Here is a 16,445-nt window from a genome sequence, read left to right on the forward strand (position 1 = left end):
CGCCGCAGCGATGGCCGAAGACGATCTCCCCAAGCCGGAGCCCAAAGAGATCGATGAGAAGCTCGCGATGGAGCTCAAGCATCTCTCGGAGGATGCGCTCCTACGCGGGTTCCCCAACGGCACGGAGCGATGCGACAACTGCCTGTACTACCTGAACCCCGACGAGAAGCTGAGCTACTGCTGGCACCCCAAGCTCCGGATCCTGGTCGGCGCTGATTGGTGGTGTCAATGGTGGGAAACGAACGAGCAGTAGCTCCCGAGCCGTCGCCCGCTCCGCCGCGGCTGCGTCCCGGCGTTCGTCTCGCGCTGATCGCGCTCGTCGTCGTCCTGGTCTACGGGATCGGGCGCGCGAGCGGCGTGACCGAGTCGCTCACGCCGGAGTCGCTGCGCGCGATGTTCGCGGGCGCGGGCGTGCTCGGCGTCGTGCTGTTCGTCGCGGCGTTCTCGGTCGGGATGCTGGCGCAGCTTCCGGGGTTGCTGTTCGTCGCGGTCGCCGTGCTCGCGTACGGGCGTGAGATGGGCGCGGTGGTCGCGCTCGGTGGTGCGGTGATCGCGGCGTCGGTGAGCTTCGTCGTCGTGCGGCGCTTCGGCGGCAAGGCGCTCACGGAGCTCGAGAGCCCGTTCGTGCGCCGCTGGCTCGCGCGCCTCGACGACCGGCCGCTGTCGAGCGTCATCCTGCTGCGGGTCGTGTTCGGCGTGGCGCCGTTCCTCAACTACGCGCTCGCGCTGTCGTCGCTCGGTTTCCGCGACTACCTGATCGGCTCGATCATCGGGATGGCGTTGCCGATCGCGGTCGCGGCGCTGGTCGTGGACGCCGCGCTGTGAAGGACGACAGGACGGCGCGGGCGGCGTCGCTCGCGTTCGCACCGACACCTCTCGAAGAGGCGCCGCGGCTGTCCGAAGCGCTCGGCGTGCGCGTGCTCGTCAAGCGCGACGATCAGACCGGCCTCGCGCTCGGCGGCAACAAGGCGCGCAAGCTCGCGCTGCTGGTTGCCGACGCGATCGAGCGTGGCTGCGACACGCTGATCGCGACCGGCGGCGCGCAGTCGAACTTCGCCCGCATGACCGCTGCCGCGGCAGCGCGCTGCGGGCTCAAGTGCCACCTCGTGCTGGCCGGGGACGCACCCGTCAAGCACAGCGGCAACCTCATCCTCGACGAGCTGTTCGGCGCGACCGTCGAGTTCGCCGGCACGAACGACTGGCTGAAGCTCGAGGAGCGCGCCGCTGCGATCGCCGCGGAGCTCGGCGCGCGCGCCTACCCGATGCCGGTCGGCGGCGCGACGCCGCTCGGCGCGCTCGCCTACGTGCACGCGGCGCGGGAGCTGCTCGAGCAGATGGCGGAGCCGCCCGACTGGATCGTGCTCGCCGACGGCACCGGGGGGACGCACGCCGGACTGCTCGCCGGCTTGCCGGCGTCGGTGAAGATCCTCGGCGTCGACGTCGCGCGGCCGCCGATCCCGCTCGCCGATCGCGTTTCCTACCTCGCACGCGAAGCGGCGGCGCTGGCCGGATGTCCGGAGCCCGAGGGCGAGGTCCTGGTCGCCGACCACACCGGTCCGCACTACGGCGCGATCACCGAGGAGTGCCGCGAGGCGGTCCGCCTCGCCGCGCGCACGGAAGGCCTGGTGCTGGACCCGGTGTACACCGGCAAGGCGATGGCGGGGCTGATCGCGGCCGCGCGCGCCGGTCGGCTGTCGGGCACCGTCGTGTTCTGGCACACGGGCGGCGCGCCGGCGCTGTTCGCCGACGAGTTCGCGGACTTCGTCTAGGCGCGCCGCTCGCGGCCGTCCGCGCGCGGTCGCTCAGGCCGCCGCGCGCAGGCGCTCCGCGTTGCGCTCGCGCAGCTCCGCGAGCGTCGCGCCGGCGACGCCGAGCGGCAGCAGGAACGGCGCGAGGAAGAAGGGCAGCGCGAGCCCGAGGTAGAGGAAGAGCGAGCGGCGCACGCGACGGAAGCGCTCGCGCACCGGGAAGCCCTTGCGCGCGATGGCGACGTCGGCGAGCGTCAGCGCGACGAGCCAGACGCCGCCCACGGCGGCGAGCGGCGCCGTCACCGCGAGCAGCGACAGCAGCAAGAAGAAAAATCCGAAGAACGCCTGCACGACCGCCATCGCGGCGGCTTGCAGGATCGGCAGCACGCCCGTCCGCCAGAAGCGCGCGAGCGAGAACGGCGTCGCGTCGGGCTGACCGACGACGATGGTCTCGACCGCCTGCGACAGCCACTCGAGGAACGGCGCGCTCACCACCTGCGACAGCAGGATGGTCGCGATCGCGGAGACGCCGATCGCCGCGAGCACGGCGAGCCACTCCGCCGCCGACGCGACGAAGCCACGCAACCAGTCGAGGCCCCACGGCCACGCGCTCGCGAACTCCGGCCGCATCGCTTCGCGGTACTCGAAGATCAGCGCGACCAGCGTCACGAACAGCGCGACGCTGAGCACGATCGGCAGCACGACCAGGAGCAGCAGGCGCGGCGTGTACAGCGTCAGCCGCGCGCCGCGCAGCGCGAGGCGAAGACCGTTGACCGCTTCGGCGAGCGCGCCGCCGTGCGGCGGCGCGAGCAGGTCGGGACGCGCGATCCGGCCGCCGCAGCGGCGACACGGGCGAGCCGGATCGGGATCGCCACACACGTCACAGCGTTGCACCAAGGACGGGCTCCTGCGGAACGTCGGAGTTCGGTGTGTAGGAAGCGTGCGCGTGCAGTGCAAAAACGAAGCGGGGGCGGTCCCGCTGCAACCGCCCCCGCACGTCCATTCCGCGCCTGGCAGGCGCGCGGCCCGAGCGTCAGCTCGGCCGGGACTTCGACATCAGGGCACGGAGTGCCGCGTCGTCTGCGAGCTCGAGATCCTCACGGATCGCGATGTCGAAGGTTTCCGGGTTCGCCTCGCGCTCCTCGGCGCGCTCGCGGCGAGCCGCCTCCAGGCGGTCCTGCTTGGCCTTCTTCTTTTCGATGCGCGCCAGTTCTTTCTGCCGCTTTTGAAACGTCGGTTTGGCTCTTCTCACTCGAACTCCTTGGTCGTGCGCCAGGCGGCGAGGTGATCCGACCACCCTAGCGAGCCCCGGTTGCCCTAGCACGCTGCGCGCCGGGAAGCCCTCAGCGCCCCGCGGGCAGCGCGCTCTTCAGATGGTGGCGCAGATCGCCGACCAAATCGACGAGGATCCGACGCTCGCGGAAACGCCAGGCGCCGGATTCCTTGCGGAAGCGGTCCTGGTAGCGCCCGGCGATGATCGGCTGCAGCGGCAGCTCGGGCGTGGCCTGCAGCACCGTGAAGTACGAGCGCGCCGTCGCCTCGACGCGGCTGGGCTCGACCTCGACGACGACGTTGGTCGTGACGTGCTTGGTGCACGGCGTGCCGTTCTCGTACAGGCGGACGGTGTCGCGGTAGAGGCGCAGGATCGCGTCGCGACCGTGCACGCCGTCCGCGCGGGCGTCGCTGCGAAAGGTCGCGTCGGCGAGCAGATCCGCGACGCCGTCGAGGTCGCCCGCGTCGAGACGCTCGGCGTAGGCGAAGATCAGGCGGGTGATCGCCGCCTCGTCGTCGTGCATGCGCCGCCCTAGCACGGCCGCGCGCGCGGCGACAGGCGCGACTCGCTGCGGCTCGTTTCAGCGCCGGCGCTGTGGCGTGCGCGTCGCGGCGTGCGCGAAGTCGGCGATGGCGTCGAGCAGGGCGGGGTCCTCGAAGACGTCGTTGTGGTAGGCGCCCGCGACGCGCAGGAAGCGCTTCTCGCCCTTGGCGAGCGCGTAGAGCTGCTCGCCGAGCTCGTAGGGCACGATCTCGTCTCGATCCCCGTGCGCGATGAAGATCGGCACGTCGATCTCGCCGATCAGCGACGCCGAGTCGAACTGGTTGCCGGCGAGCATCGCGAGCGTCCCGTAGTGCGCGCGCGCGACGTCGCGCAGCCGCGTGAAGGTCGACACCACGATGACGGCCGCGACGCGTCGGCGGTGGGCGAGCGCGATCGACACCGCGCCGCCGAGCGACTCGCCGAAGGCGACGATGCGCTCGGGCGGCACGCCGTCGCGGATCAGCAGGTCGTAGGCGGCTTCTGCGTCGAGCTTGACGCCGGCCTCGGTGGGGCTTCCCGCGCTGCGGCCGTAGCCGCGGTAGTCGTAGGCGAGGACCGAGAGGCCGCGCGCCGCGAGCGCGAGCAGGATGTCGGCGCGCCACGCGATGTTGCCGCCGTTGCCGTGCGACCAGACGAGCGTCGGCGCGTCCTGCGCCGGACGTCCGTCCGCGGCCTCGGCGAACCACGCGTGCAGCTCGACGCCGTCGGCGGCGGTGAAGCGGCGCTCGGTCACCCCCGGCGGCGGCGCCGGCACCATGCGGTCGGGGAAGTAGATCAGGGGATCGAGTGCGCTCACGTTGCAGGCTCCGCAGGCGAGCGCCGCCGCGACGACCGCCAGCACGACGAGCGGCGCAGCGTGCTCACCCTTCCTTCTTGCCACGCTCGAGGTGGAGCTCGAGCGTCGTCCCGGCGACGAGCTCGGTCGGTTTCAGCGTGTGCGTGCGGACGGAGCCCGAGGGCGCGTGCGTCACCACGGTCTCGATCGTCACCGGGTCGCCGAAGTGGCGCAGGACTTCGAGCTTGACGAGCTTGTCGTCCGGGTCGTGCTCGAGCAGCGCCCACGCGCCGGGGAAGAAGACCGGGCAGCGCAGCCGCGAGATCTCGCCGCCGACGCGCGGCCCGAGGTGCAGCGTCTTCCGCGGGACGTCGAGCGCGGCGCCGGTCAGGGCGTCGAGCACCGCCCACAGCACGCCGTGCGTCATGTAGATCGACTCGTCGTTGCCGCGCAGTCCGGCGCTCCAGGCGTTGCCGTCGCGCCAGATGCGCTCGCAGATCCCGCGCAGCGTGCCGAGCGCGGCCTCGACCTCGCCGACGTAGATCTGCAGGCAGATCTGGTACGAGATCACCTGCCAGACGTAGGTCAGCGTCTCGTTCTGCGGCAGACCGCGGGCGAGCGGGTGCTCGACCTCGCTGCCGTCGAAGCGCGCCTCCGCGCGCGGCAGCGGACGGAAGCGTCCGCCGCAGGCCTCGAGCGCGGCGTCGACCAGCACGCGCTGCTGGTGGCGCACGTGCGACACGCAGCGCTCGTACTTGACGACCGGCGCGAGACCCGCCCAGCGCGCCGCCCAGTCGCCGGCGAGCGACGCGGTGAAGATCGTGTCGCGTTCGGGCGTGGTGCGGAAGAAGCCGCGCTCGTCCCAGAGCTCGTCGAGGCGCAGCGAGGCGGTCGCAAGCAGCTTCCTGTAGTCCGGGATGCGTGCCTGATCGACCGCGGTCGCGAGATCGATCATCGTCGCGAGCGTCGCGAGGTAGAGCGTCGTGCTGTAGGCGAAGACACCGGGGAAGTCCCAGACGTCGAACGTCGTACCGCCCTCGGGCACGCCGCGCGGCGCGAGGCCGTCGAGGTACTCCATGCCGCGCACGAGCGAGGGCCAGAAGCGCTCGAGCACGTCGGCGCGTCCCGTCGAGCGCCACACCTTGCCGACCTGCAGGACGAGCGACATCGTGAGATCGGTCCACTCCTTGGCCGGCAGGAAATCTTTGATGTACATCGGCCAGCCGTACGGGACGTCCGTCGTGCCGAGGCCGAGGTCGCAGTTGCCGTTGCCGTGCGGGATCGCGCCGCGCGGGTCCTGCAGGCGGCGGAACTCGTCGAGCTCGGTGAGGTTGAGCTCCGGGAAGAACGTCGCGACGTAGGGCTGCGCCGAGAGCCGCTGGTCGTTGGTGCCGGTGAGCCCGCCCATCGGCCAGCTCCAGTCGACGCCCTCGATCGTGTAGAGGCGTCCGCTCTGCGGCACGACGCTGTTGCACAGCGTCGAGTCGATCGAGTTCGCGAGCGCGCGCACGAGCCACGGCGGCAGCGTCGAGTCGGTGAGCAGGCGGACGACCTCGGTCGAGCGCTCCTCGAGGCTCGCGCGCTCGTCGAGCACCTTGGCTGCCGCCTCGTCGAGCGAGCGGTGGTACACCTCGTAGACGTGCCCGACGCGCACGCCGTCGTGCGCCTCGGCGTCCGACGCACGGGTTCCGGCATCCGCCGCTGTGCTCGACGTCGCGGCGCGCCGCGCGAGAGCGGGCTCGGTGACGTGATCCGCCGTCCACCAGCCGAGCAGGAAGACCACCTCGCGGTTGCTGCGCGGCGCGAGCTCGCAGCGCGCGGCGCACGCCGCGGCCGGGCGGTAGACGCCGTCTTCGCCGCGTCGGCCGCCGTCGGTGCAGAACACGCGGCCCTCGCGCGAGAACGTCTCCAGCACCGAGCTGCGCGGGGCGTCGGCGTTCCAGCCGTCGCACACCGTCACCTCGAGGCCGTCGTCGGACTCGACCAGGATCAGGTACTCGCCGGTCACCGAGCGGCGATGGTCGCGCTCGTCGTAGGTCTGCTCGGTGCGGAAGCGGACGCCGCGCCGTCCCGCCACCGTCACCGCTTCCTGGTAGTTCCCGGCGATGCTGTCGTAGACGACGCGCTTGCGGACGCCGATCAGCTCGCCCTCGGGTCCGAGCTCGACGCCCAGGTGTCCGGTCCCGCCGCGCCCGAGCACGTTCTCGAAGGAGAACAGCACGGCCGCGACCACGGGCTCGTCGTCGGGGTTCTCGAGGTGGAAGCGCAGCACCGCGACCGGCAGCGTCGAGCTCGCGAGGTCGTGCGGCACGTGCGGCGTGAAGCCGTCGAGCTTGATGCCGATCGGCAGGTGGTGCTGGAAGCGCAGCGAGAACGACGGCAGCAGACCGATGAACGTCGTCGAGTCGACGTGGTGCACGCCCTCGTACTCGGGCGGCGCGTCGGGCGACGGCGGCCTGCGCAGCACGACCGTTTCGCGCGTTCCGTCGTGCTCGGCGAAGACCGCGAAGAAGCTTCCGCGCAGATCGCGCACCGGACACATCCAGTTGTTGTTCGAGCGCAGCTCGCCGAAGCTGCCGTCGGTGTTGATGCAGACGTTCCCGGCACCGATCCCGCCCAGGGGAAAGCCGCGCTTGACGCGACATTCGTGGTAGGCGCCCGAATCGGAATCGAAGCGGATCGGCTGGGCAGCCATGTCTCGACGATGCACGCGCGGGGCGGGCTCCGCAATCAGGCGAGGAGCACCGCGATGATGCCGGTGACGAAGACGCCGTCGAACGTCCCGGCGCCGCCGATCGACACGAGCGGCGAGCGGAGCTCGCGGATGCGGGGCAGGTGGGCGAGGTCGGCGCCGAGCAGCGTCCCGATGCTGCCGGCGGGGTAGGCGAGGGCGGGGGCCGCGTCGGGTGCGAGCGCGAGCGCCGTCGCCGCGGCCGTGAGCGGCGGCAGGAAGATCGGCACCGCGATGCCCACCCCGGGCACGGGACGCGCGAGCCGGTAGCTCACCGCGGCGACCACCGCGATCGCGATCGCGCCCTGCACGAACAGGCGATGCTCGAAGAGCAGGTAGAGGCCGAGCAGCGTCGGCACGACCGCACCGCCGAGGTTGACCGCCACCACCGTGCGCTCGGGCGGCTCGCCGACGGCGGTCAGCGGCACGTTGATCGCGCTGCCGAGCAGCGACACCAGCAGCAGCGCGCCGAACGTGCGGTGCCCGATCCCGAGGCGCTCCCAGGTGAACTCGAGCACGCCGAGCTCGATCAGCCCGATCAGCGCGGCGAGCGCGACGCCGAGCAACAGGACGATGGGTCCGCGTGGACGCAGCCCGGGCGAGGAGGGCGTCAGGGAATCTTCCATGTCGAGGCGGTGAGCGTCAGGCCCGCGCGCTACGGATGATCGCCCACTCCTCGGCGTTCATTTTTTCCTTGATGCGCGAGCCCTTGCCGAGGTGTCGGTAGGCGCCGCCCTCGGAGAAGTACTCCTCCCAGGGCTCGGCCGGGACGTAGGTGTCGGGCTTCTTGTCGCCGATCTTCACGCCGAGCACCTGCTCGACGAGATCGACGTCGTACATGCGAACCGCGTCGTAGTCGGTGAGCAGCGCGCACACCTCGACGCAGATGTAGCAGCCGATGCACTCCTGGAAGCGGTCCTGCACCGGTTGCACACCGCGTCCCGGCACCGAGCCGGGCCGCAGGTACTCGATGCACTGGACGGGGCAGAACTCCGGACACTTGCCGCACGGGAAGCAGAGGTTCACGTCCATGAACGCGACCTCGCGCGGACGCTTCTTCTTCTCCGAGATCTCGTCCGGGACCTCGGGGATGCGGTCTTCCTTGAGGCGGCGCTTGATGACGTCGATCGCATCCATGTCTGGTCCTCGTCGGCTGCTCCCCGTCCGAGACTACAAGGCGCAGCGCGCACGTGGAAGCCGAGGTGCGCCCGCGCGCGGCGAACCGCTATGGTGATCGGCCATGGCCGTCCTGGTGATCCTGCTGCTCGTGCTCGCCTACGGGGCGTTCCGCTTCTTCGTCGGCTACCCGCGTCCGCCGATGCCGCTGCAAGCGCTCTCGCCGCGCGAGTACGCGACCATCCGCGCGGCCGCGCTCGCGTCGTATCCGCGCGGCGGTGCGATCGAGCCGTCGGGGCTCGACGCCGGGATCCCGCTGCACGTCGATCGCTTCGTCGCCGCCCAGCCGCGCTCGACCCGAACGCTCATGCGGTTGCTCTTCGTGCTGATCGAGCACGGCACGTTGCTCTTCCCCGCGCCGGGATTCGGCGTCGCGCGCTTCTCCTCGCTGCGCGAGGACCAGCAGGTCGCCTACCTCGAGTCGTGGCAGAAGAGCCGGCTGCTGCACCGTCGTCTGGTGTTCGTCAGCCTGCGCGCGATCCTGACCATGGGCTACTTCGCCGATCCGGCGGTGCTGCGCGCGCTGGGGCTCGCGCCGCGCGCGATCCCGACGCCGGTGATCGAGGCCGATCTGCTGTGGCCGCGCATCGGCGAGCGGCCCGAGTCGATCCGCGTGCGTCCCGAGGACGTCACGGCCGGCTCGGACGGCATACCGCTCGGCGTCGAGGGGCCGCTCCATCCCGCGTACGAGGCGCGCGCATGAGCGGCGAGGTTCGCGTCTTCGCGCAGTACGACCGCGACGTCCACGAGAGCTGCGACGTCGTGGTCGTCGGCTCCGGACCGGCCGGTGCGGTGGTGGCATACGAGGTCGCGCGAACCGGCAAGGACGTCGTGCTGCTCGAGGAGGGACCGCCGTTCACGGCGGAGGACTTCGTCCTCGACGGCTCGCTGTCGCTCGCGCGCACGATGCGCGAGGGCGGGCTGCGCTCGACGCGCGGTGGCTTCTACATGCCGACCATGCAGGCGATCGCGCTCGGCGGCGGATCGCTCGTCAACTCGGCGATCTGCGTACGCGCGCCGGACTTCACGCTCGACGCGTGGTGCGAGGAGTTCGAGCTGCGTCGCACGACGCGCGCCGACCTCGACCCGCACTACCAGGCGGTCGAGGATTTCCTCGGCATCGCGCCGACCCCGGACGAGGTGCAGGGGCTGCGCAACCTGCTGTTCCGCGACGGCTGCAACGCGCTCGGCTTCTCGTGCGAGCCGATCCCGCGCAACGTGCGCGGCTGCCGCGGCAGCGGCGAGTGCTTCACCGGCTGTCGCTCGCGCGCGAAGCAGTCGGTCGACATCAGCTACGTGCCGGCGGCCGTCCGCCACGGCATGCGCGTGCTGACCTCGGTGCAGGTGCAGCGCGTGCTCGCGCAGGGACGGCGCGCGACCGGCATCGAGGGCCGCGTGGTGCGTCCGTTCACCGGCGAGCCGTCGCACCACGTCCGCGTCGATGCAAAAATCGTCGTGCTCGCGGCGGGCTGCATGGCGACCCCGGTGCTGCTGCACCGCAGCGAGCTCGCGAACTCGTCGGGCGCGGTCGGCGAGTACCTGCAGTTCCACCCCGGCGTCGCGATCATGGGCGTCTTCCCCGAGCGCACGCAGCCGCAGTTCGGCGCGACGCAGGGCTACCAGTCGCTGCACTTCCTGCGGCGGGGCTTCAAGCTCGAGACGCTGTGGGCGCCGCCCGGCGTACTCGCCGTGCGCTTGCCCGGCTTCGGCTTCGACCTGAAGGCGAACCTCGCGCGCTTCCCCTACGCCGCGATCTGGGACGCGATCGCGTCGTGCAACCGCTCGTTCGGACGCGTGCGCCCGCAGCGCGGGACGCTCGATCCGGTGCTCACCTACCGGCTTCACCCCGAGGACGTGAAGATCCTCGGCGAGGCGATGTGGGTGCTCGCGCAGATCTTCTTCGCAGCGGGCGCGACCAGCATCCTGCCCGGCGTGCACCGTCTGCCCGACGAGATGCGCTCGCTGCGCGAAGCAGAAGCGCTGCGCACGCACGACCTGCGCGCGAGCGACCTGACGTGCGGCGGCAACCACGTCTTCAGCACGACGCGCATGCACGGCGATCCGAAGAAGGGCGTCGTCGACGAGGACGGCCGCTGCCACGACATGGACAACCTCTACATCGCCGACACCGGCATCATGCCGCGCAGCCCGTCGGTGAACCCGATGCTGACGGTCATGGCGCTCGCGCACCGGATCGGCGTCGGGATCAGCTCGCGTCTGTGAGCACCGCGCGCGCGACGTGGCGGCGGCGCCACGCCCAGAGGAGACGCAGCGCGCGCGTCGCGACCTCCTCGGGGTCGCCGCTCGTGTCGATGCGCAGCGCCGGCTCGGCGGCCTCGAGCGGCTCGGCGCGTCCGCGCTGCGCGACGTAGACCTCCCAGCCGGCGTCGGACAGCGCGGGCTGCCCGGCGGCCGCCGCTTGCTCGGGGCGCTCGTGGCGCCTGCGCAGACGCTCGCGGATCGTCGCCTCGTCGGCGACGCACTCGAGGAAGACCAGCGGACAGCGCACGCGGCGCGCGAGCGCGTGCACGGGCTCGCGCTCCTCGCGGCGGTGGAAGGTCGCATCCAGGATCACCGCGTCGCCGCGCGCGAGCGCATGCTCGGCCTCGGCGGCGAGCGCGCGGTAGGTCTCGCGGCGCATCTCGTCGCGGTAGAGCGTCGCGCCGACCTCGGCGGGCGTGCGCGCGTGCGGATCGAGCCCGGCGCGCCGCTTGCGCACCTCGTCGCTCGCGATGTGGCGGAAGCCGGTGGTGCGCGCGAGCTGGACGGCGAGCGTCGTCTTGCCCGAGCCCGAGAGGCCCGTGCAGCAGACGATCGCCGGTCCCGCGGAGCTCCAGGCGAGACGCGTCGCGAGCGCGAAGTGCACGCGGGAGCGCTCCGCCGCCTCGTCGCGCTCGCGCGGCGCGACGTCGTCGCCGCGCGCCTTGAGGCCCATCACCATGCCGCGGATGCAGGCGCGGTGGCAGGCGTAGAACGGCAGCAGGACGCGCACGTCGGTGTCGCCGGTCGCGGCGACGTAGGCGTCGACGAAGACCTGCGCGAGCTCCGGGTGGCCGCGCGCCTCGAGATCCATCGCGAGGAACGCGACCTCGGAGGCGACGTCATTGGTGCGCAGCTCCGGCGAGAACTCGAGGCAGTCGAAGGCGTGCAGCCCGGCCGGCACCTCGGGCGCGCCGTCGAGCGGCGGCAGCGGCGTCTCGACGAGACAGAGGTTGCCCGTGTGCAGATCGCCGTGGCCGTCGCGCACGCGTCCCGCCGGGCCGCGGGTCGCGAGCAGCGTCTCGTGGCGCTGCGCGAACGTCGGTCCGAAGTCGGACAGCACCTCGTGGTCGGCGACGCCGAGCAGCGTGCCGGCCATCGGCGCCGCGTCGTCCATCACCTGACGCCAGCGGGCGATCGTGCTCGCCGCGTCGGCGATCGCGAGCTGCGGTGGAGGCGTCGTGTCGGGGCTCGCGTGAAAGCGCGCCAGGTCACGCGCGAACGCTTCGAGCACGTCCGCGTGCACGCGGCCCTCCGCGAGCGCGACCGGCAGCATGCCGCGCTCGGGCAGGGCGCGCATCCAGACCAGCGGCTCGACCTCCGCGCCGTCGCCGTCGAGCGCGAGCGAGCCGTCGCGCGCGCGCGTCACGCTCCGCACGCCGAAGTACACCGACGGGCACAGCCTGCGGTTGAGCCGGACTTCCTCCTCGCAGAAGCGGCGTCTCAGCTCGAGCGTCGAGAAGTCGGCGAACGAGTAGCGCACCGACTTCTTGAGCTTGCAGGCGTACGCGCCCGCCACGAAGACGTGCGAGACGTGCGTCTGGTAGTGGCGCACCGCCTCGGGGCGGTGCGGGTAGAACGATGGCTGCGAGAGGGCGCGAACGACCTCTTCCTGGTCGGACACGCCCGCTTCGCTACTACTTGACCTGGATCGACTCCAGGTACTTGCCGATGTTCAGGAGCTGCGCGTCGGCGGCGTCCTGGCTGTACATGCCCTCCTCGAGCGGACGGCCGAGGATCGTCCCCCACACCGGCATCTCGCGCGTGCCGTGCGCCGCGATGGGCTGGTCACCCTTCACGATGTTGATGACCTCCATCATCGGGAACTTGCCGCCGTTCTCCTTGGCGAGCGTCGTGAGGTTCGTCGGCCGCTTGGTGAACAGCCGCGACGCGATGCCGTCCTCCCCGGTGGCGCTCGGGCCGTGACAGGTCGCGCAGTACTTCATGTACATTTCCTTGCCGAGCTTGATCTGCGGATCCTCGTCGGCGGCGAGCGCGACGGTCGCGCCGAGTGCCAGCGCCGCGATGGTGCTGAGTCCGATCAGCATGCCTCGATGATGCATTGACGCACCTCCCTCCGTCCGGCGGACGTCGACAACCATCCCGCTCGGGGCGGCCGACCAGTACAACAATGCCTCGTTCTTTTCTAGGAAGCCCGCGGCGCGATCCCGTGCCAGGGCGGCGGCTGGTCGAGCGCGGCGAAGGTGCGCTCGATGGCCTGGCGCGTGCCCCAGTCGCTCCAGCCGGTGCGCTCCGCGCGCAGCACGACGAGCTCGTTCGGCACCTGCGCGAGCACGTCGCTCGAAAAGTTCCAGGCGGGCGTCGACGCGTAGAGCCGGTCCAGCGCGGCCGGATCCTCGCTCGCCGCGCGAAGCGCCGCGAACTCGACCGGCCGCACGGCGGCGATCAGCTCGAGCATGCGCGCCGCGCGCATCACCATGACCAGCGAGTTCCACAGGCCGCCGCGACGCCAGATGCGGCGCGCGAGCGCGCGGTCGGGTTTCTCGCGGAAGCTCGCCACCTGGAAGGCCGGCGTCGCGTCGAGCGTCGGCAGCGGGTTTGCGGGCACGACGTAGCCGTAGCCCGGCGCCGCGTGGTCGGGCTCGATGCCGAGCAGCGCGATCTTGTCGGGGAACTGCTCGACCAGCAGCGCCGCGCGGTGCACGCAGTCGCGGAACGCGCTCGCGTCGGCGACGTAGTGATCGCTCGGGAAGACGGCGAGGCGCGCGCCCGGCGCACGCCGCTCGAGCTCGAGCAGGCTCCACAGGATGCCGGGTCCGGTGTCGCGGTTGCACGGCTGCACCAGGACGTTCTGCTCGGGCAGCGTGCCGAGCTGCGGCAGCGCGAGCGTCAAGTGATCGCGATTGACGATCACCAGCGTGCGCTCGAGCGGCACGAGCGGCGCGATGCGCGCGAGCGTCGCCTCGAGCATCGAGCAGTCGCCGGTGATGCGACAGTACTGCTTCGGGATCGGACGTCCGGCGAGCAGCGTGGTCAGATCGCGCAGCCGCGTGCCGTCGCCGCCGGCCAGTACGAGTGCCCAGATGTCCGCAGCGGCCCGCGCGTCTTCCATGTCGTCTCCGCGTTCGACGGTGGAGCAAGCCATATGCCGGTCGCCCGAGACGCATCGACCGGCACGATGGTTCATCGGTCCGACGTGCGATTGACTTGAGAAGCGGTGCGGCGGCATCGTCGATCACGAGCCGCTCGTCTCGTCGCTTCGCTCTCCGAGGGTTTGCATGGACAAGAAGGAGTTCTTCGAGTCGGTATCGCGTCGTCTGAAGTGCGACGCGCAGCGGGCCGAGGGTGTGACCCTCGCGGTCTTCCAGCAGCTGCGCGATCGCTTGACGCCGAAGGAGGCGGCCGACGTCGCGGCGCAGCTCCCGACGGGGCTCAAGCCGCTGTGGCTGGACAACGAGCGCCCCGGGCGCGGCGTCGACAAGGTGCACCGCGAAGAATTCATCGGCCGCATTCGACGCTTTGCTGGCCTGCCCGACGACGCCGAGGCCGAGCGCAGCGTCAAGGCCGTATTTGCGACCCTACAGAAGCTTCTCGGGAGCCCGACCGGCAAGGAGGGCGAGGCGTGGGACATCTTCAGCCAGCTCCCGAAGGACCTGAAGGAGCTCTGGCTGGAGGCGGCCGACGAGCGCGACGAAACGCAGCGGAGGTGAAGCATGCGTGACGAAGGCAGCTCGGATCGTCGCCGACTGGGACGCGAGATGCGCGACGTGCTGCTGGCTCGGCGCGCGGAGCTGTTGAACCACAAGCAGCGCCTCGAGGACGACCTCAGCGTGCTCGCCAGCGAGAACGAGCCCGAGCTCGTCGAGCGCGGCCAGGAGGAGACGATGGCGCGCCTGCTGCGTCGGCTCGACGACCAGGAGCGCGTCGAGATCGAGGCGATCGACCGCGCGCTCGGTCGCATCGAGGCTGATGCCTACGGCGTGTGCGACGCGTGCGCGACGCCAATCGACCCCGCACGCTTGCGCGCGATCCCGTGGACGACGACCTGCCTGCCCTGCGCGCAGGCGCGCTCGCACGGCGAGCGTCCGGTCGCGTCGCGCCACGCTTGACGTAGGGCTGACGTAGAACACCGAGCGCGCTCGCGCCGACGCGCCACTGCCCTTTGGACCGGCGTGTCGACGATGATACCGTCGAGGTGTCGGCGGCGTCGGAGGGATCCGCCGGGCTCACAGGTTGCGGATTCCGGTCCTCTCCCGAACGATGCGGCACCAAGGCTCGCAGTTGAAGGAGAAGCTGCGCACGAGCGTGCGCGCGCTGCTCGGCGTGGGCGACGACGAGTCCTTGCAGGACTTCGTCGCGCAGCGCGGCGGCTCGCTGCGCCGACACGGCACGCAGGCGCTGCGCAAGCTCGAGCAGGTGCTCCAGGGGCTCGGCATCGCGCCGCCTCCGCGCCGTGACGATGGGGCGGGCTCGATCGCGGAGGACGGCTCGTCGGAGATCGTGCCGCAGCCCGAGCGCAACAAGTTCGACCTCGGGCAGGGCATCGACCGCACGCCGCCGCGCGAGCACATCCCGTGGGGCTACGGTCAGGACCGCGTCACCGCGATGGCCGTCGACCCGGAGCGGCTCTACGTCTACTGGGAGGTCACCGACGAGGCGATCGCGCGCGCGCGAGCGGGTCTCGGTCCGGGCGGCGCGGACTCCTGGCTCAACCTGCGCGTCTACGACGTCACCGGTCGCATCTTCGACGGCACCAACGCGCACGGCTACTTCGACCACCGCGTCGAGCGCCACGACCGGCAGTGGTTCTTCGCCATCGACAAGCCGGGCTCGTCGGCGATCGTCGAGCTCGGTCTCAAGTCGCGCGAGGGCTACTTCGTGCGCATCGCACGCTCGGGGCGCGTCGACTTCCCGCGCACGACGCCGGCGCCGGCGCGCGCGGTCGAGTGGATGACGGTGCGCACGCTGTCGGAAGACGCCGCGCCGTCGTGGCAGACGCCGCCGCCGGCGCAGGACGCGCGTCCGCTCGCAGCCACGCACGCTACGCCGTGCGACGATGCGAGCCGCGTCGTGCAGAGCGCGGACATCGAGCCGACGACGGAGACGACGGAGCGCTGGACGTCCGTCGAGGATCTGCCCGTGGAGCTGCGCGAGGTCCTGGGCGGCGCGACGACACGGGAGGCGACGAGCTGGGAGTGGGCCGAGGCGCTGCCGAGCGAGCTGCACGAGGTCGCGAGCAACGGCGCGTGGACGGGTGAGGTCGAGCGCACGAGCTGGACGGCGGGTCCGTTCGTGCACGCGGTCGAGGTGCCGAGCCGCGTCGTCGAGGAGGAGCGTCCTGGCTACGTGCGCGTCGAGACGACGCGGAACGGGGCGCGCGTCGTCTACGGACCGTGGCGCGTGACGGTGCGCGGGATCGGCGCACGCGCGCAGCGTCGGGTGATCGCGCGCTGGGAGATCACGCGCGTGTGGTCGTCGGACGACGCCGAGCCGCGCGTGGAAGATGTCGGGCGGCCGCTCAGGGTGGGCGCGTCCGAAAGCGTGCGGCGGCTCGGCGCGAGCGAGCGGCGCATCGGGGCCGCGAGCGAGGTGCGTCTCGCCGGCGCCTCCGAGGTGCTCTACCTCGGCGCGAGCGAGCTCCGTCGCCGCGGCGCCAGCGAGCGGCTCTTCGCGGGCGCGAGCGAGCGTCGCTGGGGCGGGGCGAGCGAGCGACGCTGGGCAGGCGCGAGCGAGCTGCGCTGGGGCGGCGCCAGCGAGCGGGTCGCGCGCGGTGCCAGCGAGCGCGTCGCGCTGGGCGGCAGCGAGCGCGCGGCGCGTGGCGCGAGCGAGCGCGTTGCAGGTGGTGCCAGCGAGCGGCTGGCACGCGGGGCGAGCGAGCGCGTCGTCGGCGGCGCCAGCGAGCGGCTCGCCGCGCGCGCCGACGACGCCGCGACGGACGCAAACGAGAACGAGCGGCCGCAGCCGCCGCGCTGGTGACGG

Annotated in this window: 18 protein-coding genes; 8 read left to right on the plus strand and 10 right to left on the minus strand. The window is 71.9% G+C overall.

All coding sequences use genetic code 11. The features are described 5' to 3' along the window. Positions 1–10: 10 nt before the first annotated feature. From VIS07_05215 to VIS07_05225, 3 genes are read left to right on the plus strand one after another with little or no spacing between them, the layout of a single operon-like run. Positions 11–253: a hypothetical protein gene (locus VIS07_05215; protein HEY8514896.1), complete on the plus strand. Its 243-nt coding sequence runs from the start codon at positions 11–13 to the stop codon at positions 251–253. Then, positions 232–825 (plus strand): VTT domain-containing protein, encoded by a 594-nt coding sequence (locus VIS07_05220; protein ID HEY8514897.1) that lies wholly within the window; start codon positions 232–234, stop codon positions 823–825. The genes VIS07_05215 and VIS07_05220 overlap by 22 nt, the downstream gene beginning before the upstream one ends. Then, complete coding sequence (locus tag VIS07_05225) at positions 822–1,769, plus strand: D-cysteine desulfhydrase family protein (GenBank protein HEY8514898.1); 948 nt, start codon at positions 822–824, stop codon at positions 1,767–1,769. The genes VIS07_05220 and VIS07_05225 overlap by 4 nt, the downstream gene beginning before the upstream one ends. Before the next feature lie 33 nt (positions 1,770–1,802). Here the strand turns inward: VIS07_05225 and VIS07_05230 are convergent, their stop codons facing one another. From VIS07_05230 to VIS07_05260, 7 genes are all read right to left on the minus strand, one after another. Further along, a complete protein-coding gene (locus VIS07_05230) occupies positions 1,803–2,642 on the minus strand; it encodes an EI24 domain-containing protein (protein HEY8514899.1) in 840 nt (279 codons plus the stop codon). A 139-nt stretch (positions 2,643–2,781) separates the two neighbouring features. Then, the gene (locus VIS07_05235) at positions 2,782–3,000 is read right to left on the minus strand and encodes a hypothetical protein (protein HEY8514900.1); all 219 of its coding nucleotides are present in this window, start codon (positions 2,998–3,000) and stop codon (positions 2,782–2,784) included. A 91-nt stretch (positions 3,001–3,091) separates the two neighbouring features. Beyond that, positions 3,092–3,544, minus strand: coding sequence for a nuclear transport factor 2 family protein (locus VIS07_05240; GenBank protein HEY8514901.1), 453 nt, complete (start codon positions 3,542–3,544; stop codon positions 3,092–3,094). Positions 3,545–3,601: 57 nt separating this feature from the next. Further along, positions 3,602–4,444 (minus strand): alpha/beta hydrolase, encoded by an 843-nt coding sequence (locus tag VIS07_05245; GenBank protein ID HEY8514902.1) that lies wholly within the window; start codon positions 4,442–4,444, stop codon positions 3,602–3,604. Continuing rightward, positions 4,425–7,034: a GH116 family glycosyl-hydrolase gene (locus VIS07_05250; protein ID HEY8514903.1), complete on the minus strand. Its 2,610-nt coding sequence runs from the start codon at positions 7,032–7,034 to the stop codon at positions 4,425–4,427. The genes VIS07_05245 and VIS07_05250 overlap by 20 nt, the downstream gene beginning before the upstream one ends. A 35-nt stretch (positions 7,035–7,069) precedes the next feature. Continuing rightward, positions 7,070–7,696, minus strand: a complete 627-nt coding sequence (locus tag VIS07_05255) for a DUF1614 domain-containing protein (protein HEY8514904.1) — start codon at positions 7,694–7,696, stop codon at positions 7,070–7,072. A 16-nt stretch (positions 7,697–7,712) separates the two neighbouring features. Continuing rightward, positions 7,713–8,207, minus strand: coding sequence for a hypothetical protein (locus tag VIS07_05260; GenBank protein ID HEY8514905.1), 495 nt, complete (start codon positions 8,205–8,207; stop codon positions 7,713–7,715). A gap of 103 nt (positions 8,208–8,310) precedes the next feature. Between VIS07_05260 and VIS07_05265 the strand changes: the two genes are divergently transcribed. Both VIS07_05265 and VIS07_05270 read left to right on the plus strand, forming a co-directional pair. After that, a complete protein-coding gene (locus VIS07_05265; GenBank protein ID HEY8514906.1) occupies positions 8,311–8,949 on the plus strand; it encodes a hypothetical protein in 639 nt (212 codons plus the stop codon). Continuing rightward, positions 8,946–10,469, plus strand: a complete 1,524-nt coding sequence (locus tag VIS07_05270) for a GMC family oxidoreductase (protein ID HEY8514907.1) — start codon at positions 8,946–8,948, stop codon at positions 10,467–10,469. Before VIS07_05265 ends, VIS07_05270 begins: the two co-directional genes overlap by 4 nt. Here the strand turns inward: VIS07_05270 and VIS07_05275 are convergent. The 3 genes from VIS07_05275 to VIS07_05285 form a co-directional block, all read right to left on the minus strand. Further along, on the minus strand, positions 10,453–12,129 hold the full coding sequence (locus VIS07_05275; GenBank protein HEY8514908.1) for an AAA family ATPase: 1,677 nt from the start codon (positions 12,127–12,129) through the stop codon (positions 10,453–10,455). The two genes, VIS07_05270 and VIS07_05275, sit on opposite strands and share 17 nt — an antisense overlap. Before the next feature lie 13 nt (positions 12,130–12,142). Further along, a complete protein-coding gene (locus tag VIS07_05280; protein HEY8514909.1) occupies positions 12,143–12,568 on the minus strand; it encodes a c-type cytochrome in 426 nt (141 codons plus the stop codon). Positions 12,569–12,651: 83 nt separating this feature from the next. After that, the gene (locus VIS07_05285) at positions 12,652–13,578 is read right to left on the minus strand and encodes a sugar phosphate nucleotidyltransferase (GenBank protein HEY8514910.1); all 927 of its coding nucleotides are present in this window, start codon (positions 13,576–13,578) and stop codon (positions 12,652–12,654) included. Positions 13,579–13,744: 166 nt separating this feature from the next. On the opposite strand from VIS07_05285, the gene VIS07_05290 reads away from it, so the two are divergent. From VIS07_05290 to VIS07_05300, 3 genes are all read left to right on the plus strand, one after another. Then, complete coding sequence (locus VIS07_05290; GenBank protein ID HEY8514911.1) at positions 13,745–14,176, plus strand: DUF2267 domain-containing protein; 432 nt, start codon at positions 13,745–13,747, stop codon at positions 14,174–14,176. A gap of 3 nt (positions 14,177–14,179) precedes the next feature. Further along, positions 14,180–14,575: a TraR/DksA C4-type zinc finger protein gene (locus tag VIS07_05295; GenBank protein HEY8514912.1), complete on the plus strand. Its 396-nt coding sequence runs from the start codon at positions 14,180–14,182 to the stop codon at positions 14,573–14,575. Positions 14,576–14,747: 172 nt separating this feature from the next. Further along, positions 14,748–16,442, plus strand: coding sequence for a DUF4912 domain-containing protein (locus VIS07_05300; protein HEY8514913.1), 1,695 nt, complete (start codon positions 14,748–14,750; stop codon positions 16,440–16,442). Positions 16,443–16,445 lie beyond the last annotated feature (3 nt).

The sequence above is a fragment of the Candidatus Binatia bacterium genome (assembly GCA_036563615.1).
Classification (GTDB): Bacteria; Desulfobacterota; Binatia; order UBA12015; family UBA12015; genus DATCMB01.

Coding starts and splice junctions, on each gene's coding strand:
- VIS07_05215 (HEY8514896.1), top strand. CDS start 11: ATGGCCGAAGACGATCTCCCCAAGCCGGAGCCCAAAGAGATCGATGAG.
- VIS07_05240 (HEY8514901.1), bottom strand. CDS start 3,544: ATGCACGACGACGAGGCGGCGATCACCCGCCTGATCTTCGCCTACGCC.
- VIS07_05250 (HEY8514903.1), bottom strand. CDS start 7,034: ATGGCTGCCCAGCCGATCCGCTTCGATTCCGATTCGGGCGCCTACCAC.
- VIS07_05255 (HEY8514904.1), bottom strand. CDS start 7,696: ATGGAAGATTCCCTGACGCCCTCCTCGCCCGGGCTGCGTCCACGCGGA.
- VIS07_05260 (HEY8514905.1), bottom strand. CDS start 8,207: ATGGATGCGATCGACGTCATCAAGCGCCGCCTCAAGGAAGACCGCATC.
- VIS07_05265 (HEY8514906.1), top strand. CDS start 8,311: ATGGCCGTCCTGGTGATCCTGCTGCTCGTGCTCGCCTACGGGGCGTTC.
- VIS07_05270 (HEY8514907.1), top strand. CDS start 8,946: ATGAGCGGCGAGGTTCGCGTCTTCGCGCAGTACGACCGCGACGTCCAC.
- VIS07_05280 (HEY8514909.1), bottom strand. CDS start 12,568: ATGCATCATCGAGGCATGCTGATCGGACTCAGCACCATCGCGGCGCTG.
- VIS07_05285 (HEY8514910.1), bottom strand. CDS start 13,578: ATGGAAGACGCGCGGGCCGCTGCGGACATCTGGGCACTCGTACTGGCC.
- VIS07_05290 (HEY8514911.1), top strand. CDS start 13,745: ATGGACAAGAAGGAGTTCTTCGAGTCGGTATCGCGTCGTCTGAAGTGC.
- VIS07_05295 (HEY8514912.1), top strand. CDS start 14,180: ATGCGTGACGAAGGCAGCTCGGATCGTCGCCGACTGGGACGCGAGATG.